The organism is Dolichospermum compactum NIES-806 (genome assembly GCF_002368115.1).
GTDB lineage: Bacteria > Cyanobacteriota > Cyanobacteriia > Cyanobacteriales > Nostocaceae > Dolichospermum > Dolichospermum compactum.
Genome location: NZ_AP018316.1, coordinates 955,780 through 977,556, shown reverse-complemented (window position 1 = coordinate 977,556; position 21,777 = coordinate 955,780). Strand labels below are relative to the sequence as shown.

Sequence of the window (21,777 nt, the reverse complement as noted above, 5' to 3'; positions counted from 1 at the left end):
ACACAAAATGACTTCAGAACTTTCTCCACAAATTCATTACTTGGTGGGAATGTCTCAACCAGAAACCCATCTGTTTGAGGTAACTTTACACATTGTCAACTATCCATCGGCAGTTCTTGATTTAAAAATGCCTGTGTGGACTCCTGGTTCATATTTAGTACGGGAATATGAGAGACATTTACAAGATTTTGCGGCTTTTGCTGATCATGAACCCTTATCTTGGCATAAAGTTAGTAAAAATCATTGGCAAGTAGAAAAAGGCGATCTTTCGGAAGTAACTATTCATTATCGGGTATTTGCTAATGAATTAACAGTCAGAACAAATCATTTAGATGCTACTCACGGTTATTTTAATGGGGCGGCGTTATTTTTCAGAATCCCTGGTTGTGAAAGTTTACCCATATACATCCGAGTGATTCCAGCTAACCCTCAATGGCAAATAACTACTGGTTTACCAATATTTGCAGAAACAAAAAATACTTTTGTAGCGGCAGATTTTGATACTTTAGTTGATTGTCCTTTTGAAATTGGTTTTCATAAATTATACAATTTTGAAGTTTTGGGGAAACCCCATGAATTAGCAGTTTGGGGAAAAGGAAATTTTCAACCACAACAAATGATTGCTGATTGCCAAAAAATCATTGAGGTGGAATCACAAATGTTTGGTGGTTTACCTTATGATAAATATGTATTTTTTCTGCATTTGCTTCAGCAGGGTTTTGGTGGTTTAGAACATAAAAATTCTTGTTCTTTAATTTATCAAAGGTTTGGATTTCAGAATCTGGATAAGTATGAGCCGTTTTTGCAATTGGTAGCCCATGAATTCTTTCATTTATGGAATGTTAAAAGAATTCGGCCTTTGGGTTTGGAAGTGTTTGATTATGATCAGGAAAATTATACACCATCTTTGTGGTTTTGTGAGGGAACAACCAGTTATTATGATTTAATCATTCCTTTACGGGCGGGTATTTATAACACCAAGGCATATTTGAATTATTTGAGTAAGGAAATTACTAGATATTTGATGACTCCAGGAAGGAAGGTACAACCTTTGTCGGAGTCAAGTTTCGATGCTTGGATTAAACTTTATCGTCCCGATGCTAATAGTGGTAATTCCCAAATCTCCTATTATATCAAAGGGGAAATGGTATCACTGTTATTAGATTTATTAATTCGCGTTCATCATGGGAATCAGCGGTCTTTAGATGATGTGATGCGGCAAATGTGGGAGGAGTTTGGCAAGGATGAAGTTGGTTATACTCCCGAACAGTTAGAGGGTGTGATTGAGTCTGTAGCGGGTATGGATTTAGGCGATTTCTTTAACCGCTATCTTCATGGTTTGGAAGATTTACCTTTTAATGAATATTTGCAACCTTTTGGTTTGCAATTAGTGGAAGAAAAGAATGAAGAACCTTATTTGGGTGTGAGGATAAATACTGAAAATGGTCGAGAGATAATTAAGTTTGTGGAAGCGGGTTCACCGGCACAATTTGCGGGAATTGATGCTGAAGATGAATTATTAGCGATTGATGGTATTAAGGTGGGAAATCAGCTAAATGAGCGCTTGAAGGATTATCGAGCGGATGATTCTATTCAGGTTACTGTTTTTCATCAAGATGAATTGCGGACTTATTCTGTTACTCTAGCTGCATCAATTCCTAGTAAGTATCAACTTAAGGTTGTGGAAAATCCTTCTTTCACAGAAATGGAGAATTTTGCCGGGTGGTTGGGTGTACCTTTGTGTGAATCAGGATGTCCAGGATTAAAGGATTAACAGGATGAAAAATTACTGATTATTATGTTTGATTTGGTAGAGAAAAGAGATGGGAAGAGAGTTTATTCTTTCTTCTTTCTTCTTTCTTTTTTCTCCTGACTGGGCGCAGGCCCTGCGCCCCTACCTCCTGACTAAAGATTAATTATTTTGACTTTTTAATACTCCTGGTTCTGTTTGAATTGGTAAAATATCTAGAATATCAGTTTGGGAACAATATTTAAGGTCTTCGTTACATTCCAAACGTAATAAGCGTTGACCATGACTAGCTTGATAGAGTAGTCCTTGTAAGTTATCTTGCCATTGGGAATAAAGAGCGATCGCACTAACCACTTCATCATTACCACTGATTTCTTGTTGGGCATAACTACTTTGTTGCACAATACTATGGGCGATCGCCCCCGCACATACTGTATCCTCTAAAGAATAACTGCCTTCCCAACCAGAACCCACAATCCAGACAGTTTCCGGTTGCTTTTCTAACAGAAATTGAACTACTGCTGCCCGATTAATCAAAGCTGCTGCCAGGACAATGGGGGCATTTTGGATTCGTTGTAAAGCCCTTGTCCCATTGGTGGTACTAATAAATAACCTTTTGCCGGCAACTAATTCTGGTATGCAATCCAAGGGTGAGTTACCCAACTCAAAACCAGCTACTTTAGCTCCACCCCTTTCTCCAGCCCTGAGTCGCTTTTCTGGAGGCCATTGTTCGCTCACTTCCATCAGTTGATTTAAATCGCTGAAAACCTGTACAGCTTCGCCCCCAGCGGCTAAAACCGTAGCCATTGTACTAGTTGCTCGCAGAACATCAACGGCGATCGCACATTCTGGAACTGTATCAGTTGGGGTCAATTCGGGAGTGTGATATACAAATATCTTCACGTGCTGGCTACACCTATTTTATTAAGACTGCGTTAATATTCTACCTACTTGATGTCACTAACTGATGATACTATTTATCAATACATAAGAGAGATAAGGCAATGGGTAAGAAGCAATAGAGTATTTTGAGGATGGTTTATACAATATCCCAGTGCCATGATCACAATGCCAAAATTACTTACTGATTAAAACTTGATGGTTGCACCAGCCACAGCTAAAGCAGCCCAACCCAGCATTAATGCCAATCCTCCTAATGGGGCAACTGCTCCTAAAGACTTAATACCAGTTAAACTGAGAGCATATAAGCTACCGGAAAAAATTACCACACCAATCATAAATAACCAACCACTGACTAAAAGCGTCCTTGGGGGATTTTCTAAATGACTGATGAGGATGGCGACTAACACAAGTGCCAGAGCGTGATACATTTGATAACGAGAGCCAGTGTCAAATATTTCTAAAGCACGTGCGCTAATTTTTTCCCGCAAAGCATGAGCGCCAAAAGCACCACCAGCAACAGACAAACCGCCAAAAATGGCGGCTATAGTTAAGAAAAACTGTGTCATTTGACCTATTAAACATCAAAATGATATGATACAGCCCCTTCTTCAGTTACTTGAAAATTCGCATTAAATTCTTTAGCTTTCTTATCTAAATATTGTTTAGCTTCTGCTGCTGGTAATTGGGACTGCATGGCAAAATTTAACAAAGTTACTCTTCCTTGATTTTGTAGTAACATTTGATAAAATTGCGCTTGCAATTGTTCGCTGTTTTGTTGTTTTAAGGCTTTTTTCTCTTGTTGACTTTGTTTATACAAACCTAATGCTAACCAACTTCCCAATATCGCGCTAGGAACACCAAAAATTATTCCTCCCACAATCGTATCTTTACTATTCTGAACCGCATTGGGAGCAGAAAATACCTGTTCCCCCTCCACCGGATATACTATTACTCCTGATTGCGCTGATTTATCTATTATTTCTGAAACTGATATTGCCAAAAACATGAATCCGAGTGTGAGTAGCCAACCAGCAGCCAGTTTTTCAGCCGTCTTCATAGTTGTAATTCAGATTTAGAGATTGCTTGTAATTTTAACCTTACTTATCTTCAGCTTCCAGTAATATTGCGAATTGTTGACCAAGAATTATTCACCAATCACCCATTACCTAACCAACTGCATGGCAGAATTAAAAAACTGCCGACATAAACCCTTGGTAATTAAAATAGTTGTTAACAAATTGCTGACAGCTACCATAAAAATAATTAAAATCTCATAGGACACAGCCTCTAGCGGTGTGACACCAGCTAATAATTGTCCATTGGTGAAGGTTGGTATTGTTACCATACCGACCAATATCATTTGATTCAAAGTCGGCATAATTGCAGCACGAATCGCTTCTTTGCGGTATGGCTTAATTGCTTGTTCAGGTGTTGCACCCAGACTTAAATGGGTTTCTATTTCTGTGGGAAATTGGTTGATACTACTAACTAAACGTTCTCCGGCTATTGCGGCTGCATTCATAGCATTACTCAGCAATATACCAGCTAGAGGAATGATATAACGTGGTTCATACCATCTTTCTGGTTGAATAATCAAAAAATTGGTGTAAACCAATGTTAAGGAGGTGCTGACAAAAATCGCACTTCCAGCTAAAGGTAAGACTTGTGGAATTTTTTGACTGATGCGGTTGCGAGTAATAATTACAGTAATTGTCAGAATTATTGCTAAAATTCCCAGTACCGCCCAAATATTGTTAACGGCAAAAATGAAGTCGAAAATGTATCCTAGTACAAGTAGTTGGAGGATAGTTCTACCAGTAGCTACGCTTAAATTTAATTCTAGTCCTAATTTCTCCCATGCCGATATGCCAATGGCGATCGCCATTAAACCCATCGCTAAAGCCAAATCTACCATATCTAACTTGATTAGCTCTGGCATAATTTATCTACCTCTTAACGATTGAAAACTTTAGCATAAGTAGTTGAAAAATTAAATCGGGTTGTCACAGGAGAGGGAAGAGAAAAATCTTCTTTCTGACTCCTGACTCCTGACTTCTTACTCCTGACTCCTTTACAAATAAAAACTCATGATTAAAAGTGTAAATTCGATTCCCGCCTTTGATATTAAACAACAATATGCCACCATTGAAACTGAAGTAAGTGCTGCTGTCTTAGGGGTTCTGGCTTCTGGGCGTTATATTGGTGGTTCAGCAATTACAGATTTTGAACAACAGTTTGCAGCTTATCATGGTGTGAGTGAATGCGTAGCTTGTAACTCTGGTACTGATGCTCTATTTTTAGCATTACGCGCTTTAGGAATTGGGGCAGGTGATGAAGTTATTACCACACCCTTTACTTTTTTTGCGACAACAGAAGTTATCAGTGCTGTCGGGGCAACACCAGTATTTTTAGATATTGATGCGACTACGTTTAATTTAGATGTAGAAAAAGTAGCAGCAGCGATTACATCAAAAACCAAGGCAATTATGCCAGTGCATTTATTTGGACTCCCTGTGGATATGACAGGATTAATGGAGATTGCCAAAGCTCATAATTTAAGAGTAATTGAAGATTGCGCTCAGGCTACCGGTGCAAGTTGGGAAAATAAAAAAGTTGGGAGTATTGGACATATCGGTTGTTTTAGTTTCTACCCTACCAAAAATCTCGGTGGTTGCGGTGATGGTGGGGCAATTACCACGAATGATCCAGCGATCGCTACTCAATTACGAGTTTTGCGCGAACATGGGAGTAAGGTAAGATATATTCATGAGGAAATCGGTGTCAACAGTCGTTTAGATGCCATTCAAGCCGTAATTCTGCAAATTAAACTGCGCTATCTTGATCTTTGGAACTCTAGACGTAAGCAAATCGCTGATTATTACTACCAACACCTCAGCCAAGTTTCTGATATCATTGTCCCCCAAGAATTTCCAGGGGGAGTTGGTGTTTGGAATCAATACACTATTCGGATTTCTGGAGAAAGACGCAATGGTGCCAGCGGTAAATATCGAGATTCTGTAAAAAACCAAATGCAGGAACAGGGAGTTAATTCCATGATTTACTATCCCTTACCCTTACATTTGCAGCCAGTGTATAAAAATTTAGGTTATCAATCAGGACAATTGCCAATAGCAGAGCAAGCAAGTCAAGAAGTTTTATCTTTACCCATGTTCCCAGAATTGGAGCAAGAACAACAAGATAAAGTCATTGATACGTTGAAAAATTGTTTATCTTGAATTGTTCAGAGATCAGGGGTGCAGGGGTGCAGGGGTCAAGGGGAAGGGAGAATGTTGATCTTACCTCTTACCTGTTCCCTGTTCCCTGTTCCCTCTTACGCAAATGTGCGAATATTTGCAGTAGCCAAAGCTTCTACTAAACTACGCACAGCAGCAATCATGGCAATTTCGCTATTGAGTTGGTTGATTGCCGAACCGACACCAACACCAGATGCTCCAGAGGCGATCGCTAAAGGTGCAGTAACATTAGAAATACCAGAAGCACACAGTACAGGCACAGAAACCGCACGGGCAATTTCATAAGCAGCAGCTAAAGTAGGAGCAGCCTTTTCAATTAAACCCAAAGTACCGGAGTGAATGGGATTGCTGCTAGTACCACCTTCAGTTTGAATAATATCAGCGCCCGCTTTCACCAAATCTTCAGCCAATTGTACCTGTTGGTCTAAGGTAAGAATATGGGGAACAGTCACAGATAGAGTAATTTCTGGCAGCAAGGCACGGGTTTGGCGAGTTAGTTCCAAAACCTCAGCAGCTTCAAATCTGCGCCCTTGGGCGTAAAAAGCATCAAAATTACCAATTTCAATCAAATCAGCGCCAGCAGCCACAGCAGTGACAAACTTCTCTGGTTCAACCGCAGATACACAAATAGGTAATTTAGTCAAGCTTTTCGCATATCTTACCAAATCCACATCAGCAGCAATATCCACAAAAGTCGCACCACCCAAATCAGCCGCTTTCACAGTCGCAGCCACACTAGCAGCATTGAAGTTATTCAAACCACTAATTACCTTGAGAACAGGATGAGCGAATGCACGTTTCAGGTTAGGATACATAGTCATAATTTTCTTTGCAGCTTATTTTCAGTACGAATATTTTTACACTAAATATAGTCATCCTACTTCAATTAGGAAAATATATTAAGATTTGTTGACAAATCACGCTTTTATCCCATACGGAGAAATGTTTTTACCATTGTTCTAAATTTTCAACCACCCTCTCAGTTAAATTAGATAAAACTGGTAATACACTACAATAAAATGGTATTTATTTTATAGTTGAATATTAACCTTTTTAATTGTTATAGTTGTAGGCATTGATCATGGCTACATCTAACCCCTGATTTATCCTACCATGAAAAAATCATCACGATCTAATCAAGATGTTTCCTCACAACAATTTACATTCTTAAAAACGGGCATATTTCCCATATCAATCGGGAAAACATTCCAAAAAATTCTCAGTGATATCTCTCCAAATGCCGATCAAGAATTTATTAAAAAATATCAAATATCCAGACAGCGGACAACTATAGCCGTCAAATTCGTATTATTATTGATAATAATTCCCCTGCTAACTCATCACCTATCCAAACGGCTGTTTATTCTTCCCATAGTAGAAAACCTGAGAAACGATAACTCCGGGCAAATTTTTCTCAATCAGGAAATGGAAGAAAAAGCCTTTCATGAATTAAAAATATTTACAGCAAAATTAAAGTTTGAAAGTTTACTAGATTCAGAAACTAAAATTTCTCCAGAAAATCGAGAATCCAAGATTAAAGCCAAAGCCATAGAACTAGCAGCAGAATTTCAACATAAAAGTACCAACGCCATTAGTAATATCTTTGCTGATATTATAGCCTTAATTGCTTTTGCCTTGGTCATTGTTTTTAGTACAAAAGATATTATTTCTCTTCAACACTTTATAGATCAAGTTGTTTATGGTTTAAGCGATAGTGCTAAAGCTTTTTTAATTATCCTATCTACAGATGTATTTGTCGGCTTTCACTCACCCCATGGGTGGGAAATAATTCTCGAAGGATTTACAGAACACTTAGGTTTACCAGCAAATAAAAATTATATCTTTATGTTTATTGCCACATTTCCTGTAATTTTAGACACTATAGTTAAATATTGGATATTTCGCTATCTTAGTCGTTTATCACCTTCAGCATTAGCTACCTTAAAAGAAATGGATGATTAATCATCTTAATTGGGCATATTTCCCATTGTCAAAATTTCTGAGAATGCTAAAATGGGGCATAATCATTGTTGGTCTTCATGAATTATGCGTATTCTATTTAATCAAAAATTCAAAATTACAGCAGTTCTTACTACTTTATTGATAATTAGTTTCACTAATAAGCAACCAATTCAACAACAACAAATTGTTAAAAGTGTATCATTATCCCAAATAGTAAATCCTGCAATTCAAGTATTTTCTGATGATTTATCTACGCCAAAACCGTCTAATATAAATGCCAAAAATAATGAAAAATCCACATTCTATTCAGTTATTAATGAATGGAAAAAATATCAATACAGTATAAATTCTAATCGAGTATTGACAGCAGGAAAATTACCAAATAACCCCATAAATTTTAATCAAGCTGATTTATTAACCGTACTCACGAATACTAGACAATATTTTCAAAAATACTCTCAAGAAGATCCCGATATTCAACGCACAGGGATCTTAGTAACTCAAGGAGTTACCGTTAAAGATATTCTCAAAACATTAGATTTTATGATTGTCGTCTTAGAAGAAGACATTTCTAATAAGCGGACAACTCGGTTACAAGATCCTAACTTTATTAACGCCAATTTTCGCGTAATTAAATGGTCTGCCCATAACCCAGAAAATCCTCAACAAAAAAAATTAAGAATTACTAAATATGCAGCTTTTATTCATCCCGGTTCTCGACAAAAGACTTCTAAATATAATACACCAATTTACGCCATTAACGAAGAAGTAAATCAAAATAAATTTTACACTCAATATACAAAACAAGACGTTTTATCAGGTATTTATGAACCTGGAGGTAAGGAATTTGGCAAAGTTAAACCTATTGCTTATTTAACTCGCAATGGTTTAGAAGCAGCACTAATGCAGGGAACTGTTCTAGTTAATTTTACTGATGGGACTAAAGAGTTTTTAAACGTAGACAAAAATAATGGAATGTCCTATATTCGAGGCTTAAAAGCCACTGCACAAAAGCGGTATTGGTATTTTCAAGAAGTTGATGCAATTAAAGGTTATGGATATAAAATAGATGCTAAAATATCCATTAAACCAGGAGTAACATTTGCAGGAGATGTGCTAAACATTGGTTTGGGCAGAATAATTGTCACTGAAGACAATCAAAAACGGTTAAAAATGGGCGTAATTGCCGATACAGGTGGGGCATTTTTACCTAACCTCTATCAACTTGATTTCTTAGCAGGAACTTTTGCTAGTGAAAAAGATTTTGAACAATATATTCAAAAATTACCTGAATATACAAATGCCTATATTTTAGTAAAAAAATGAAAACGTGATATAGATCCCCGACTTCTTTGAGAAGTCGGAGATCTGAGGATTACATTTACAATCCAGCAAACCATTCATAACCCATATCTTCCCAATAACCTTTAGCATTTGATAATTTACTGGTGAGGGTAACTCGTGTTACCCATTTACTTTGTTTATAACCAAGTTTAATGGGTGAAGCTAATCGCAAAGGCGCACCATTTTCCACAGGCAAAGCTGCACCATTTTTTTGATAAGCTAATAGGGTTTGTGGGTGTAAAGCTGAGGCTATATCCCAACTTTCATAATAACCATCTGCTGATTTAAAATAGGCATATTTAACCTGAGATTTAGGTTGAGAAAGGGCGATAATTTCCCGCAAACGAATGCCACCCCATTCCACAATTGCTGCCCAACCTTCTACACAAACATGACGAATAATCATGGAAGTGAGAGGTAAGGCTTGAATATCTGCCATACTCAAACTCAGAGGATGATTTACTTCACCATCTATAATTAAACGATATTTTTCTAAATCAATAATTGGTGTAGATTTAAAGCTATTAACTATTAATTTGCTTGGTTCAATTTGACTAGGTAAAAATTCTGGAACTGGCTTTTGAGGTTGAAATATTAACTCTTCAAATTTCTGATTGAGAGGTTCAGAAAGTGTTCCTACAAAATCTGCAAACATGGGTGTACCACAACCACCCAGTAATAAACTCATACTCGAAAAACCGGAAATTTGTAAAAACTTTCTCCGTGCAAATTCATGATTATTCATTTTAATTCCTCAATGCTGATAGTTTTTACCAAAACATAGATTTTGTTAAGGCATTGCCGCCTACATTCTGCCCTAACCGCCAATGAAACCAGACAAATACTACCACTATCGGTACAGAAGCAAAGTGGACAATTCTTAATGCTTGCCAACTGCCAAAAATATCAACTATCCAAGAAAATTGAGCAGGCTTATACATTCCTATACCTGTAAATATTGCTAGTAATAAAATAGGAATGATGGCTGTATAAATAATTCGATGCCAAGCATAGTTTAAACGTTGGTGATTCTGGGTTTTTTGTAATGCCTTGATATCTTTGTCGCTAACAAATCTATTTTTCCAGCGTTGGGTAACAACAATATAAATTCCATAGCAAAACAGATTGAGAGAAAATAGCCACATGGCTGCAAAATGCCAATGTCTACCTCCAGCCAACCAACCACCTAAAGTAAACAGGGGGAAAATAGTTAATCCACCACGTCCACCAAAGACAGGGTTGGCATTGTAAATTTGCAAGCCGCTGGTGATCATAATAAATAAACTAATGATATTGCCGGCGTGAAAAATTTTCGCAGCGATCGCTTGACTGGGTAATTTGCGGGGTATTTCAGGAGAAGTCATAAATAGGATAGAAAAATTTTAATTCGGTTAGGTTATAAGTATTTGGGAAATAATTTACTGAGCTAGAATGTGAGTTTAAGTGGGAAAGTCAAAATATTCTTGATGTTGAACTTGAGATTATTACTTATTTTACATTGTAATAGTCACATCACATAACCTCTGTTTCAACTTAGTTTTCACGATTACTCCAAAAACATAGTTAAATTAGGAAAGAAGAGGTAATAGGACAAAATTTACACATATTGTCTTTCCGTTCCCTTTTCCCTGACGACCCAATTGAATTTAATTTTGTCCAACTACTTACTAACACTTGTATTTTAAGATGCTGGCTATTTTCAGAAATTTACGAGATGAATTTGTCTCTGGCGTGTCAAAAGCGATCACATCCCTCGCCGCAGGTATCGCCAATTGGTGGTCAGAATTCACCCTTCAGACTAAACTCCTAGCTGTTGCCACCCTCATGGTTTCCTTAGTCATGAGTGGTTTGACCTTCTGGGCTGTAAACACAATTCAGCAAGATGCACGTCTCAATGATACCCGCTTTGGTCGTGATCTAGGACTACTTCTGGGGGCAAATGTAGCCCCCCTCATTGCCGATCACAATTTAACTGAAGTTGCCCAATTTTCTCAGCGTTTTTTCAGTGCCACTTCTAGCGTGCGTTATATGTTATACGCCGATGAAACTGGGCAAATCTTTTTTGGTCTTCCCTTTTGGGAACCAGAGGTAGAAAACTCCCTCACCATTAAGCGCCATATCCAACTACCAGAAGATTATCCTGGCAATGAAGACCAGCCAATGGTTAGGCAGCATAACACCCCCGATGGCGCAGTTACAGATGTATTTGTGCCTTTAATAGTCAATAAAAAATACTTAGGTGTGTTAGCAGTTGGTATTAACCCTAATCAAACCGCAGTCATATCTACTAATTTCACCCGTGATGTTACCATTGCTGTTTTTATCACAATTTGGGTCATGGTGATTTTAGCAGGAGTCATTAATGCTTTAACTATTACTAAACCTATTAAAGAATTGCTAGTAGGCGTTAAACAAATTGCGGCTGGAAATTTTAAACAACGGATAGATATACCACTAGGTGGTGAACTAGGAGAACTAATTTTCAGCTTCAATGAAATGGCAGAACGGCTAGAACGTTATGAAGAACAAAATATTGAAGAATTAACTGCCGAAAAAGCTAAATTAGAAACCTTAGTTTCCACCATTGCTGATGGTGCAGTCTTGATTGATAATAATATGCAAGTAATATTAGTCAATCCCACCGCCAGACGGATTTTTGCTTGGGAAGGTGTGGATGTTGTTGGTAGTAATATACTGCATCACTTACCCCATAGTGTCCAAATGGAAATATCCCGGACTTTGTATGAAATGGCAGCCGGTGAATGTGAAAGTGCCGAATTTCGTATCCTCCTAAAACAACCTACTCAACGCACAATTCGCATTGTTTTAACCACAGTTCTCAACCTGCAACGAGAAAGTATTAAAGGCATAGCTATCACTGTCCAAGATATTAGCCGGGAAGTAGAATTAAATGAAGCAAAAAGCCAATTTATCAGCAACATTTCTCACGAATTACGCACACCTTTATTTAACATTAAAACCTATATTGAAACCCTGCATGATTATGGCGAAGATTTAGGGATTGATGAACGCAAAGAATTTCTGCAAACAGTTAATAATGAAACTGATAGACTCACCCGTTTAGTTAATGACGTTTTAGATTTATCAAAACTTGAATCAGGTCGAAATTACTCCTTTGATAAAGTAGATTTACCACAAGCCATAGAACAGACATTACGTACTTATCAACTTAATGCCAAAGATAAAGGCATTGAAATATACCAAGAACTTAATCCTGATTTACCTTTTGTTCTGGGCAATTATGATTTATTACTGCAAGTATTTGGCAACTTAATTGGTAATTCTCTTAAATTTACTCTAGCTGGTGGTAAGGTAGTTATTCGTGCCTATCAACTAAATGCTAATTCTTATTCTCACCATCATGCTGGTAAAGTGAGAATTGAAATTAGTGATACAGGAATTGGTATCGCACCAGAAGATCAACAAGCAATTTTCGACCGATTCTTTCGTGTAGAAAATAGAGTTCATACTCTAGAAGGAACAGGTTTAGGTTTATCAATTGTCAGAAACATTATGGACAGGCATCATAGTCAAGTAAATTTGGTGAGTGAAGTTGGTATCGGTACTACTTTTTGGTTTGATTTAGAAATATTTGAGGAAGAGATTTTATCAACTGTGGAAACTATGCCAGAAACCTTAGAATTAAACCAAGTTTAAGGAGACAGCTAATACCATCAGAATCAAGTATTAAACAAGGTTATTAATAAACAAACTAATAACAAAGCTAGTATTAATAACAGAGTTTGATGGCGTTTTATCCAATTATTAACCCTGATACTCAAGCTATAATGAGAATTTTGCTTTTGCAATTCTAATGTACTTTCTTCCATATTTTGATAGAGAGTACAATCTTGAGCATAGGGATATTGGGAAAAATTACAAGTATGATCAAAATGATAACTACAACTGTCGCATAAATAATCATTTCCTTGGGCGCGGTGCAAGGGAATACCAGGATGTCCGTAAGCTTTCAGCAATAAGCGACATTGAGGACAAGTAATTGCTTTACTATCAATAATTTGATGACAACGAGGACAAGGTATAGTAGCCAAAATAGAAAAAGGATAGATAAGTAAACATCTTAATTTTACCTATTATCTGGACTAATACACCAGGAGTCACCGAGTCAGGAGTAAAACTGGCTTAGTGTCTAGCTTTGCAGTTATATCCTGTACCTCATCAATCATTATTCCTGAAATCTTATTCTATACAGCTAATCCTCCATGAACTAAAATAATTAAATATCCAATTTTTCCAATAAATTGGGAATCTAAGATCTTATTGTCACTTCAAGACGTATACTTAAATAATGACGGCGTAATTGGAGTTGATAAAGTAATGCCTAAAAAAAATCTCTCTAACTTAATACAAGAAGAAACCACAAAATTTACACCCCTACAAGGTGAACCTGTAATTGAAGTTTCGGCTGAAGCAGTATTAGAAACCCAAGTACCAACAGATAATACTCCTGTTATTCCCATCAATAATCAGTTAGAAATAGAAGCCAGTATTAAAGAATTGCAGCAAACAGTTTCTACATTAAAACAAAAAGAATCCACTTTAATCAAAAAAATTAGTGATTTACAAACAGATTTTTCAGAAAAAGAAGCATTGGTAGAACGTTTAACGAGGGAACTTTATGAGACAAAACAAACCGCATTACAATTAGCAGATTCTAATTCTCAGTTGCTAGAAGAAATCAAGGTTTTAAAACAACCTACTCAACCATCTTATCCACAGATGAGTCAACAAGCTAGTCAAATTTCCAAATCCATCCAATACAAAAAATCTCATAGATCAATAGAAAGACTGCAAGAAAAGCCCAATCAAGATAGTGCGGATTTTTCCCAAAATACTTGGTTATATGACTAAAGCGAGAATAATACAGTACTTACGCAACTGGCACATTGGTAGGGTGCGTCAGATACCAACAATCTGTTTATTTACAGGATTTATCCAGTAGTAAAGCGCCCTAAAACTAGAGAGAAATTTTCACATATTTAGCACCACGATGCTTCTCCGGGTACATTGGAAATTAATTCCCGAATATTAGATTCCATAACCCGATAGCCCACATTGCCATTAAGCCGTTGTCGTCCCTCATTAAAAATCATTGTCGGGCTAACAGTCACGTTATAATCTTTCACTTCTTGAAAATCTCTCGACAGTTCGGCATAGGCTGCACCACTATCAATTTCTGCTTGAATTTGACTGATGGGAAATTCTAAAGCTTCGGCAATTGACCACTGTACCTTGCGATGGGAAATATCCTGTAAATCCTGAAAAAAAGCTTGACGTAAAGCAGTAATAGCTGTTTCGCAACAACTTTGTGTTCCTTTGCTTTCTATTAATCCTTTGCTTTCTAGTAAATGAATAGCTTTGAGGAATAAATGACTTGAGGTGGAGGAATGGGGAGTGACATTTTTCCAAACTTCTGGATGTACACTGAGGTGATTAAATCTTGCTACTACTTCTTGAACGTGGTTACTATAACCTGCTAATCCACCGCGATCGCGCCAACGGTTTTCTAGTTTGTGACGGGCATCTCCAAATACGGAAACAAAGTGATAATTAATCACTATTTGGTTTTTAAATCTAGATTTCAATTCATCAATCCGAATTTGAGCAATATATGCCCAAATACAAAGAATATCAATAAAATAAGTAATCTGAATTGGTTCGGTAATAGCTGGTGGGGCTGCTTCAGTTACTAATCCTGGTAAGGTTGATATTCCCAGTAAATCGAGTTGCATCAAAGCCAAAAACTGTTCAAAGTTAACTATATGGGTGTCTTGACTGCCGGTAATGGTGGCGATCGCCATAGGAATCTGCTTTTCTGACTGTCTACATCCCATTGAGTGGATGACTTCACCTAATTCAGCCACATCTAAAGTTTTGCTGTTATCTACATCAAATTGTTCAAAAACTCTTTTCCAGAAAGAGATTTTTTCTTCAGGGATTAAATTAATCAATAATTGCAAATTTTCTGTATTTAGTGGTAAACTCATTGATTTATTTTCCTCAATGTTATGTACTGCAATATTTGTTGAAATTTTTTTATCAACTTATTACTAATTGGTTAACTATTAAGATTTGACTGTTGATTCAAATCTCTATAAAACTTATAAGTTAAAGAACCTATAATTAAGCCAATTAAAAACAATACAGGATTGAGACTGCCTAATACTAAAGCGGTAATTCCCGGTCCGGGACAATAGCCAGAAATCCCCCAACCAATACCAAAAATTGCTGACCCTACAACTAAAGATGAATCAATATTTTTCTGAGTAGGTAAATAAAATTTATCGTCTAATAACGGATTAGGAAGTTTTAATACAAAGCGAAAGGAGATTAAAGTTACAGTCACAGCACCTCCTAAGACGAACAACAGTGTCGCGTCCCAAACTCCAGCTAAATCTAAAAAACCAATAACTCGTTCTCTATCTATCATCTGAGAAAATCCTAAACCCAACCCGAATAATAAACCTGAAATAAAAACTGTCAAATATTGTTTAGTATTCATGGGTCCTTTACTCCTTATTAATTTAACAAATGACGGACAATAAATACAGTTACAAAAGCACTGGCAAGAAAAGTCAGAACAGCTACAAGCGATCGCACTGACAAGCGACCTAAACCACACACTCCATGTCCACTGGTACAACCGCTTCCCATTCTCGTCCCAAAACCAACGATAAGGCCACCAATAATCATAGTTAAGGGTGCAAACTTGGAAGTAGGAGTCGGTTGGGTTGACAAAATAAATTCATAAATAGCACCACCAGCTAACATTCCTAACATAAACAACCAGCGCCAAGCATCGTTTTTATTAAAACTGATAGCACCATTAATCATGCCACTAATTCCGGCTATCCGACCATTAAATGCTAAAAGAATAGTGGCACTGATACCAATGAGGATACCCCCAATTAGACCGTTAATCCAGTTAAATTCAGCCATAATAATTTACTATTTATCCTCTTATAAAATTTATGAATTATGAAATTAATTCACAAATTCTAATATATTTTGAGCGACAATTTGCGGTTGTTCTAAATGAGGAATATGTCCACAATCTTTAATCCAAATTAGCTTACTTTGGGGAATAGCTTTGGCAAACTTGGGCGCATCCCCAGTTCCCAAAATTTTATCACTATCGCCCCATAAAATTAAGGTTTGTTGTTCAATTCGGGCAAGTTGGGGAAATTTAAAAGCACTATAACCGCCACTTTTGGTAAAGGCGATTAAGGCTTGAGTCCAATTAGTCATTTGTAAGTGTAATTCTCCGCAACACAAAGCATCCTCAGAGATGAGATTAGGGTTTTTATATGCGGTTCGGCAAATGCTTTTACGTACCTTGGGATTTCGCAAAAATTCTGTCGCCCAATAGTCCAAAGGTGGGAATATATATTTACTTAATGGGGAATTACCTTTTAATCCCGCACTATCTATTAATACCAGTTGTTTAACTGCTTCTGGATAGGTGAGGGTAAAATCTATAGCCGCAGCACCACCCATTGACGCACCCACCAAAATCACAGGTTGGTTAATCAGGGTTTGCCAAAACGAGTGGAGATGGTTTTTAATGGCTTTAGAACTATAAGCAATCCCCGGTAATCTATCTGTAAAGCCAAATCCCAATAAATCTACAGCCCAAACTGCGTTTTTTTCCGCCAGCAACGGCAAAAGTCGGCGATATTCTAACACCGAACTATCAAAACCATGAATTAATAAAATCGGTGTACCACCGTGACCTTTTTGGACATAAGTGGTATTAATGCGTTCATTGGCGGTATGAGCAATAATCGCCTGACTTTGGATATTTTCAGCCAAAGCGATGGATGTTGGTTCTGTGAGTTGACCAACTGCGGCAGGAAGAAAACTTGGAAACATAAAGTCTAGTTTACATCAGTGCGGCTCACCTTAGCTAATCCCAGTCACCAATTAAAAAAGAAAATTTCCCCAAAAATTAAAATAGGTACACAATCCCCGTAAAATAAGAATCGGTTATCCCAAAAGTAGGAGATTCAAGCCATGCCAATGGCAGTTGGCGCAATTGAAACATTAGGTTTTCCTGCGGTTTTAGCATCAGCAGACGCAATGGTTAAAGCTGCTGGTGTCACCATTGTCTATTACGGTATCGCCGAAAGTGGTCGGATGATAGTTGCTGTCAGAGGCCACGTTGCGGAAGTACAAACAGCCGTAGCCGCTGGAATTGTTGCTGGTGAAGAAGTTTATGGCGGTGAGGTTATTACCCACTACATTATTCCCAATCCCCCGGAAAATGTGGAAACAGTCTTACCTATCCACTTCACCTCCAAATCTGAACCTTTCCGTATTTTCTAAGTAAGTTCGCTATCAAAAATTGAAGCATTCCTTCATAAAAATAATTTGTAGCAACCGATAACTTTATATTCATAACAGGAGATTAAAAATGTCACTACAGGCTGTTGGATCATTAGAAACCAAGGGTTTTCCCGCCGTACTCGCAGCAGCAGATGCAATGGTAAAAGCCGGTCGAGTTACCCTCGTTGGTTATATCAGAGTTGGTAGCGCTCGCTTTACCGTCAATATTCGTGGTGACGTTTCTGAAGTCAAAGCCGCTATGGCAGCAGGTGTGGATGCTGTAGAAAAAGTTTATGGTGGTACTCTCGAATCTTGGGTAATTATTCCCCGTCCCCACGAAAACGTAGAAGCTGTATTGCCAATTGCTTATACAGCAGACGTTCAACAATATCGAGATTCTGTGGAAAATCCCATTATTGGTGCGGCCAGAGGCTAATTGGTATTTTCGGCTGGTAATGGGTAATGGGTAATGGGTAATAACCGGGAATTTTAGATTTTAGATTACAAAAATTTGGTATGAGTCCCCGTGCTTGAGGACGGAAAAATACTCACTGCGCTGCGTACGCTTCGCTAACGTCAATCCAAAATCCAAAATCGTTAATCCAAAATCAAGTGACCTCCTATTCCCTCTTTCCCTAACTAGCACAACACGGCGTAAGTAAACCGACCATTCTTAATCGGTAAAAAGCCTATAATGTCTTCGTTTTGACTTTTGACTTCTGCTCTGCGGTACTAGCAATATCATGATCTTCAAAACGGCTGAATCTTGTAGATGAAATCCATTAATTCATCCGTCTTAATCTGCGTTTATCTGCGGTTAATTATTTTTGAAATCTTATTGAATGTAGCTTCATCTTAATTTGGTATTGGGGTCTATTGAACGAATCAAATAGGAGTTATTACCTGCTACTAAATCGCTAAATCTAATTTCGAGGAGCGCAATATCGCTATGACAAAAGATGGGGAAAATCTAGCTGAATATTGGCAACAGCGACTAAGTACAGAATGTCCAGAACAAAGTCAGGCTACCAGACAAAGTATTCTTGACTGGCTTTTGGGAGTAGATTTAGAAAGGTTTAATTTACTTAACCCAAAAGAATTAGAAATTGCTAAACAAGCAATGGAATATCGGTGGCGAATTCTGCACAAACGTTATTTAGGTATGGGCAGAGAAAAGGCTTATAGTCAACTGATTAGCCGATTGGGTAGTGTAGTGGCGGTTAGAAACAAAATTCAAACGTGGATATCCCTGAGCCGCGATCGCCAACGTAGTGTTGTCGATGTCCTGCAAGAAGTCCTTCAAGAACTGATGCAAAGTGACTCATATATCCAACAACAAATGACTCACATTGCCGCATTAACAACGGACAAAAGATTGCGGGACACATTACTATTTGCCAGTATCGAAGAATATTGTTTACGTCCAGTTCGGAATCAACCGATCTTAATGTACCGCTTTGTTAACTACCTGCGACGGATTCAGCGGGGAGGCTTGACACAAGTACCTAGCAGCGAATTAGTGAAACTTGTTTCCGAGGAAATTCTCGCAGAAAACAACGACAATCCAGTTAGCTTAGTTGATAATCAGGCGATCGCTCAATATCAAGAAACCCAACACCTAGAAGAACAAATAGTCAACCGTCAACTCGTACAAGAAAAATTTGAACAATACCTATTAGAAAATATTGGACAACACGCAGTAGACTGGTTGCGCTTATATCTGCAAGGCAAATCCCAAGAAGAAATTGCCAAACAACTCCAAAAACCCATCAAAGAAGTATATCGTCTCCGGGAAAAACTCAGTTATCATGCCGTCCGCGTTTTTGCCATCAAAGGTGAACCAGAACTAATTGATAACTGGCTATCCATCTCCCTAGAAGAACATAATCTAGGGCTAACAGAAACCCAATGGCAACAACTCCCAGAAACAATCACCCCTCTAGGACAACAAATCCTCAACCTCCGCAAAGCAGGTAACTCCATAGAAACTATAGCCCAACAACTACAACTTAAAAATCATCAAGTTCTAGGTGAATGGACAAAAATTTATCTTGCTGCCCAAACTCTGAGAATTCAGAATTATAGCAGGAGTCAGGATTAAAAACCTTTTGTGGAAGGAGTTTCATCATTAATTCAGAAAATGCTAAATTTAACCAGGTATAGACTCAAATCCAGCCAATATGTCATAAGTTAAAAAGAGTGTTCCCGATAAAATTGATTTATGACTACTACGATCAAGACCGAACCTGATTTAGCATCCCGTTTCGTCAATAGCATCTTAGCCATTAAACCCGTAGCTAATCTTGCTAAACACCAAGCTAGACAAATGATGATTAAACGGGCTGAAAAAATTGGTGTATTTTGGACAAAGGAAGTAGAGAAACTGCAAACCCGTGATTGGGGAAGCGATTTAGCGCAAGTCCAAAATCCGCAGCTAAACTACCCAGATTACTACGTCACCTCATTCCACGCCTATGAAACGGGAAATCTCAGTTGGCAAGCTGCTTTTGAAGTAGAATCTGCGGCTCATGCTGTCCACTCTAGGATTTGGCAGAAACCGGAAAATCAAGGTGACGCAAAACTCCGCCAAAGCTTCCACGATATCCTCAAAAATTCTATTTCTGAGCAGCCAAAAGATGTTATAGACTTAGGGTGTAGCGTCGGGATGAGTACCTTTGCCCTACAGGCAGTTTATCCCCACGCCAAAATTACAGGTTTAGACTTATCTCCTTACTTCCTAGCTGTAGCTAACTATCGTAGCCAAGAACGTCAAACCCAAATTAACTGGGTACATGGTCAAGCAGAATCTACAGGCATAGCAGATGCTTCCTTTGATTTAGCTTCGATTTTTTTGATGTGTCATGAATTACCCCAATCAGCAACTCACCAGATTTTTGCTGAAGCTAGACGTATTTTGCGTCCCGGTGGCCACCTAGCAATTATGGACATGAATCCCAAATCGGAAATTTACAAAAAAATGCCAACTTATGTTTTGACGCTGCTCAAAAGTACCGAACCTTATTTAGACGAATATTTCAGCTTTGATATTGAACAAGCCTTAATTGGGGCAGGTTTCCAAGCTCCTACTATTACTAGCAATAGTCCTCGTCACCGTACTATCATTGCTCAGGTGAGTGGCTAATTTATATTTAGTGTTGTGGGCAGTTATTCCCCCCCTGCTGTTTTTGTGGTTTTATTACCGCAGAACTCCTGCTGCCCCACCTTGGTTCAATTTATGGGTTTTGTTTATTATTGGTGCTATTTCTGGTTTTGCTGCTCTGGGCTTAGAATGGGCTATGGAAAATGTGGCTAACCTGGTTTTAGATTGGCAACAGATACAGCGTCATTTTTCTGGGGTTGTTTTTCGGCAAATATTAGCGATCGCTCCCATTGAAGAAGGTTGTAAATTAGTAGCAGTTATTCTGCCCATTTCCTATTTACAACGTCAGTATCATCTCCGAGCTACTACAGTTTTTTTATTTACCATAGCCGTAGCTTTAGGTTTCACAGCCGAAGAAACCTGGATTTATTTATCTCACGGCACGTCTTCAATTCTCGACCGGAGCATTGGTACACCAGTCCATGCCATGTTTTCTGCTCCTTGGGGATACGCTTTAGCAATATATATTTCTGCCGATAAAAGGTTAAATCGAAACCGGCACTTGATTTTTATTGCTTGGTTAAATTCTGTTTTCTTTCATGCTTTAGTCAATATTTTATCTATTTCTGTGAGGTTTTCACGACCCACAAATTTACTCATTTATTGTTTATTTCCTGTACTATTATGGCTGTTTTGGCGGTTAGAACAACTACTGCGAAAACTCCATAAAAAACATCCTTTACAGTTAATTTCTGGACGTACATCTTCAGCCCGCACTTGGGAAAGAGGTTTAGTATTGTTAATCCTATCACTAGGCGGAAATTCTCTATTTGGATTACTGATTATCTCCAGAAAAATTAGTCCTTTGCGGTGGGAACTTTGGTTTGATCCGAAAATTTTCTGCTTTATAGTCCAAGAACTATTATTCAATTTTGGTTTAGGACTTTTAGCTTGGTTAATTTATCGCTATTTACGTAGTTTAGCCAGTCGTCGGCATTTGTTTAACTGATAATCTGCTAAAGAGCATTATGAGCAATGCGTCCTAAAAGAGCAACAAACAAAAAATTGACAAAATAGGGTTAATCATCATAATTTTT

General features: G+C 37.8%; 23 protein-coding genes. 11 read left to right on the top strand and 12 right to left on the bottom strand.

Annotation, left to right across the window (positions count from 1 at the left end; genetic code table 11):
- Positions 1-7: 7 nt before the first annotated feature.
- Entirely contained in the window at positions 8-1,774 is a 1,767-nt protein-coding gene (locus CA730_RS04625) for a M61 family metallopeptidase (protein ID WP_096664563.1), read from the top strand.
- A gap of 138 nt (positions 1,775-1,912) precedes the next feature.
- Here CA730_RS04625 and CA730_RS04620 read toward each other — a convergent pair whose 3' ends face one another.
- The 4 genes from CA730_RS04620 to CA730_RS04605 form a co-directional block, all read right to left on the bottom strand.
- Complete coding sequence (locus tag CA730_RS04620) at positions 1,913-2,653, bottom strand: 2-phosphosulfolactate phosphatase family protein (RefSeq protein ID WP_096664560.1); 741 nt, start codon at positions 2,651-2,653, stop codon at positions 1,913-1,915.
- Positions 2,654-2,838: 185 nt separating this feature from the next.
- On the bottom strand, positions 2,839-3,219 hold the full coding sequence (locus tag CA730_RS04615; protein WP_096664557.1) for a DUF423 domain-containing protein: 381 nt from the start codon (positions 3,217-3,219) through the stop codon (positions 2,839-2,841).
- An 8-nt stretch (positions 3,220-3,227) separates the two neighbouring features.
- A complete protein-coding gene (locus tag CA730_RS04610) occupies positions 3,228-3,710 on the bottom strand; it encodes a hypothetical protein (protein ID WP_096664554.1) in 483 nt (160 codons plus the stop codon).
- Between the two features lie 105 nt (positions 3,711-3,815).
- Positions 3,816-4,592, bottom strand: a complete 777-nt coding sequence (locus tag CA730_RS04605; RefSeq protein WP_096664551.1) for an ABC transporter permease — start codon at positions 4,590-4,592, stop codon at positions 3,816-3,818.
- A 148-nt stretch (positions 4,593-4,740) separates the two neighbouring features.
- On the opposite strand from CA730_RS04605, the gene CA730_RS04600 reads away from it, so the two are divergent.
- On the top strand, positions 4,741-5,889 hold the full coding sequence (locus CA730_RS04600) for a DegT/DnrJ/EryC1/StrS family aminotransferase (RefSeq protein WP_096664548.1): 1,149 nt from the start codon (positions 4,741-4,743) through the stop codon (positions 5,887-5,889).
- 95 nt (positions 5,890-5,984) lie between these two features.
- Here CA730_RS04600 and CA730_RS04595 read toward each other — a convergent pair whose 3' ends face one another.
- Positions 5,985-6,728, bottom strand: coding sequence for a DUF561 domain-containing protein (locus tag CA730_RS04595; protein WP_096664545.1), 744 nt, complete (start codon positions 6,726-6,728; stop codon positions 5,985-5,987).
- Between the two features lie 292 nt (positions 6,729-7,020).
- Between CA730_RS04595 and CA730_RS04590 the strand changes: the two genes are divergently transcribed.
- Both CA730_RS04590 and CA730_RS04585 read left to right on the top strand, forming a co-directional pair.
- Positions 7,021-7,869, top strand: coding sequence for a CemA family protein (locus CA730_RS04590; RefSeq protein WP_096664542.1), 849 nt, complete (start codon positions 7,021-7,023; stop codon positions 7,867-7,869).
- A gap of 84 nt (positions 7,870-7,953) precedes the next feature.
- Positions 7,954-9,195, top strand: coding sequence for a hypothetical protein (locus tag CA730_RS04585; RefSeq protein ID WP_096664539.1), 1,242 nt, complete (start codon positions 7,954-7,956; stop codon positions 9,193-9,195).
- Between the two features lie 55 nt (positions 9,196-9,250).
- On the opposite strand, the gene CA730_RS04580 is transcribed toward CA730_RS04585, so the two are convergent.
- Together CA730_RS04580 and CA730_RS04575 are read right to left on the bottom strand one after the other, a co-directional pair.
- Positions 9,251-9,958 (bottom strand): molybdopterin-dependent oxidoreductase, encoded by a 708-nt coding sequence (locus CA730_RS04580; RefSeq protein ID WP_096664536.1) that lies wholly within the window; start codon positions 9,956-9,958, stop codon positions 9,251-9,253.
- A gap of 25 nt (positions 9,959-9,983) precedes the next feature.
- Positions 9,984-10,577, bottom strand: a complete 594-nt coding sequence (locus CA730_RS04575) for a cytochrome b/b6 domain-containing protein (protein ID WP_096664533.1) — start codon at positions 10,575-10,577, stop codon at positions 9,984-9,986.
- A 322-nt stretch (positions 10,578-10,899) separates the two neighbouring features.
- Here CA730_RS04575 and nblS point away from each other — a divergent pair, with 322 nt between their 5' ends.
- Positions 10,900-12,891 carry a two-component system sensor histidine kinase NblS gene (nblS, locus tag CA730_RS04570; protein WP_172891156.1) on the top strand — a complete coding sequence of 664 codons (1,992 nt, stop codon included), beginning with the start codon at positions 10,900-10,902 and terminating at the stop codon, positions 12,889-12,891.
- Positions 12,892-12,914: 23 nt separating this feature from the next.
- On the opposite strand, the gene CA730_RS04565 is transcribed toward nblS, so the two are convergent.
- Positions 12,915-13,286: a zinc ribbon domain-containing protein gene (locus CA730_RS04565; protein WP_096664530.1), complete on the bottom strand. Its 372-nt coding sequence runs from the start codon at positions 13,284-13,286 to the stop codon at positions 12,915-12,917.
- Positions 13,287-13,572: 286 nt separating this feature from the next.
- On the opposite strand from CA730_RS04565, the gene CA730_RS04560 reads away from it, so the two are divergent.
- A complete protein-coding gene (locus tag CA730_RS04560; protein WP_096664527.1) occupies positions 13,573-14,106 on the top strand; it encodes a hypothetical protein in 534 nt (177 codons plus the stop codon).
- Between the two features lie 128 nt (positions 14,107-14,234).
- On the opposite strand, the gene CA730_RS04555 is transcribed toward CA730_RS04560, so the two are convergent.
- The 4 genes from CA730_RS04555 to CA730_RS04540 form a co-directional block, all read right to left on the bottom strand.
- Entirely contained in the window at positions 14,235-15,242 is a 1,008-nt protein-coding gene (locus CA730_RS04555; RefSeq protein ID WP_231939975.1) for a DsbA family protein, read from the bottom strand.
- A gap of 71 nt (positions 15,243-15,313) precedes the next feature.
- Positions 15,314-15,757 (bottom strand): DUF6691 family protein, encoded by a 444-nt coding sequence (locus CA730_RS04550; protein WP_096664524.1) that lies wholly within the window; start codon positions 15,755-15,757, stop codon positions 15,314-15,316.
- A 17-nt stretch (positions 15,758-15,774) separates the two neighbouring features.
- A complete protein-coding gene (locus CA730_RS04545; RefSeq protein ID WP_096664521.1) occupies positions 15,775-16,194 on the bottom strand; it encodes a YeeE/YedE family protein in 420 nt (139 codons plus the stop codon).
- Positions 16,195-16,239: 45 nt separating this feature from the next.
- A complete protein-coding gene (locus CA730_RS04540) occupies positions 16,240-17,127 on the bottom strand; it encodes an alpha/beta fold hydrolase (RefSeq protein ID WP_096664518.1) in 888 nt (295 codons plus the stop codon).
- 141 nt (positions 17,128-17,268) lie between these two features.
- On the opposite strand from CA730_RS04540, the gene CA730_RS04535 reads away from it, so the two are divergent.
- The 5 genes from CA730_RS04535 (at position 17,269) to CA730_RS04515 (ending at position 21,689) form a co-directional block, all read left to right on the top strand.
- The gene (locus CA730_RS04535) at positions 17,269-17,580 is read left to right on the top strand and encodes a carbon dioxide-concentrating mechanism protein CcmK (protein WP_096664515.1); all 312 of its coding nucleotides are present in this window, start codon (positions 17,269-17,271) and stop codon (positions 17,578-17,580) included.
- Positions 17,581-17,668: 88 nt separating this feature from the next.
- Entirely contained in the window at positions 17,669-18,016 is a 348-nt protein-coding gene (locus CA730_RS04530; RefSeq protein WP_039199651.1) for a carbon dioxide-concentrating mechanism protein CcmK, read from the top strand.
- A gap of 513 nt (positions 18,017-18,529) precedes the next feature.
- Positions 18,530-19,681, top strand: coding sequence for a HetZ-related protein 2 (locus CA730_RS04525; RefSeq protein WP_096664512.1), 1,152 nt, complete (start codon positions 18,530-18,532; stop codon positions 19,679-19,681).
- 120 nt (positions 19,682-19,801) lie between these two features.
- Positions 19,802-20,722 (top strand): class I SAM-dependent methyltransferase, encoded by a 921-nt coding sequence (locus CA730_RS04520; protein ID WP_096664509.1) that lies wholly within the window; start codon positions 19,802-19,804, stop codon positions 20,720-20,722.
- Positions 20,715-21,689, top strand: a complete 975-nt coding sequence (locus CA730_RS04515; RefSeq protein WP_096664505.1) for a PrsW family intramembrane metalloprotease — start codon at positions 20,715-20,717, stop codon at positions 21,687-21,689. The genes CA730_RS04520 and CA730_RS04515 overlap by 8 nt, the downstream gene beginning before the upstream one ends.
- The last annotated feature ends 88 nt before the right edge of the window (positions 21,690-21,777 follow it).

Excerpts from the sequence above, each read along its gene's own strand:
- CA730_RS04625 (WP_096664563.1), top strand. The coding sequence starts at position 8 with ATGACTTCAGAACTTTCTCCACAAATTCATTACTTGGTGGGAATGTCT.
- CA730_RS04615 (WP_096664557.1), bottom strand. The coding sequence starts at position 3,219 with ATGACACAGTTTTTCTTAACTATAGCCGCCATTTTTGGCGGTTTGTCT.
- CA730_RS04610 (WP_096664554.1), bottom strand. The coding sequence starts at position 3,710 with ATGAAGACGGCTGAAAAACTGGCTGCTGGTTGGCTACTCACACTCGGA.
- CA730_RS04605 (WP_096664551.1), bottom strand. The coding sequence starts at position 4,592 with ATGCCAGAGCTAATCAAGTTAGATATGGTAGATTTGGCTTTAGCGATG.
- CA730_RS04600 (WP_096664548.1), top strand. The coding sequence starts at position 4,741 with ATGATTAAAAGTGTAAATTCGATTCCCGCCTTTGATATTAAACAACAA.
- CA730_RS04595 (WP_096664545.1), bottom strand. The coding sequence starts at position 6,728 with ATGACTATGTATCCTAACCTGAAACGTGCATTCGCTCATCCTGTTCTC.
- CA730_RS04590 (WP_096664542.1), top strand. The coding sequence starts at position 7,021 with ATGAAAAAATCATCACGATCTAATCAAGATGTTTCCTCACAACAATTT.
- CA730_RS04585 (WP_096664539.1), top strand. The coding sequence starts at position 7,954 with ATGCGTATTCTATTTAATCAAAAATTCAAAATTACAGCAGTTCTTACT.
- CA730_RS04580 (WP_096664536.1), bottom strand. The coding sequence starts at position 9,958 with ATGAATAATCATGAATTTGCACGGAGAAAGTTTTTACAAATTTCCGGT.
- CA730_RS04575 (WP_096664533.1), bottom strand. The coding sequence starts at position 10,577 with ATGACTTCTCCTGAAATACCCCGCAAATTACCCAGTCAAGCGATCGCT.
- nblS (WP_172891156.1), top strand. The coding sequence starts at position 10,900 with ATGCTGGCTATTTTCAGAAATTTACGAGATGAATTTGTCTCTGGCGTG.
- CA730_RS04560 (WP_096664527.1), top strand. The coding sequence starts at position 13,573 with ATGCCTAAAAAAAATCTCTCTAACTTAATACAAGAAGAAACCACAAAA.
- CA730_RS04555 (WP_231939975.1), bottom strand. The coding sequence starts at position 15,242 with ATGAGTTTACCACTAAATACAGAAAATTTGCAATTATTGATTAATTTA.
- CA730_RS04550 (WP_096664524.1), bottom strand. The coding sequence starts at position 15,757 with ATGAATACTAAACAATATTTGACAGTTTTTATTTCAGGTTTATTATTC.
- CA730_RS04545 (WP_096664521.1), bottom strand. The coding sequence starts at position 16,194 with ATGGCTGAATTTAACTGGATTAACGGTCTAATTGGGGGTATCCTCATT.
- CA730_RS04540 (WP_096664518.1), bottom strand. The coding sequence starts at position 17,127 with ATGTTTCCAAGTTTTCTTCCTGCCGCAGTTGGTCAACTCACAGAACCA.
- CA730_RS04535 (WP_096664515.1), top strand. The coding sequence starts at position 17,269 with ATGCCAATGGCAGTTGGCGCAATTGAAACATTAGGTTTTCCTGCGGTT.
- CA730_RS04530 (WP_039199651.1), top strand. The coding sequence starts at position 17,669 with ATGTCACTACAGGCTGTTGGATCATTAGAAACCAAGGGTTTTCCCGCC.
- CA730_RS04525 (WP_096664512.1), top strand. The coding sequence starts at position 18,530 with ATGACAAAAGATGGGGAAAATCTAGCTGAATATTGGCAACAGCGACTA.
- CA730_RS04520 (WP_096664509.1), top strand. The coding sequence starts at position 19,802 with ATGACTACTACGATCAAGACCGAACCTGATTTAGCATCCCGTTTCGTC.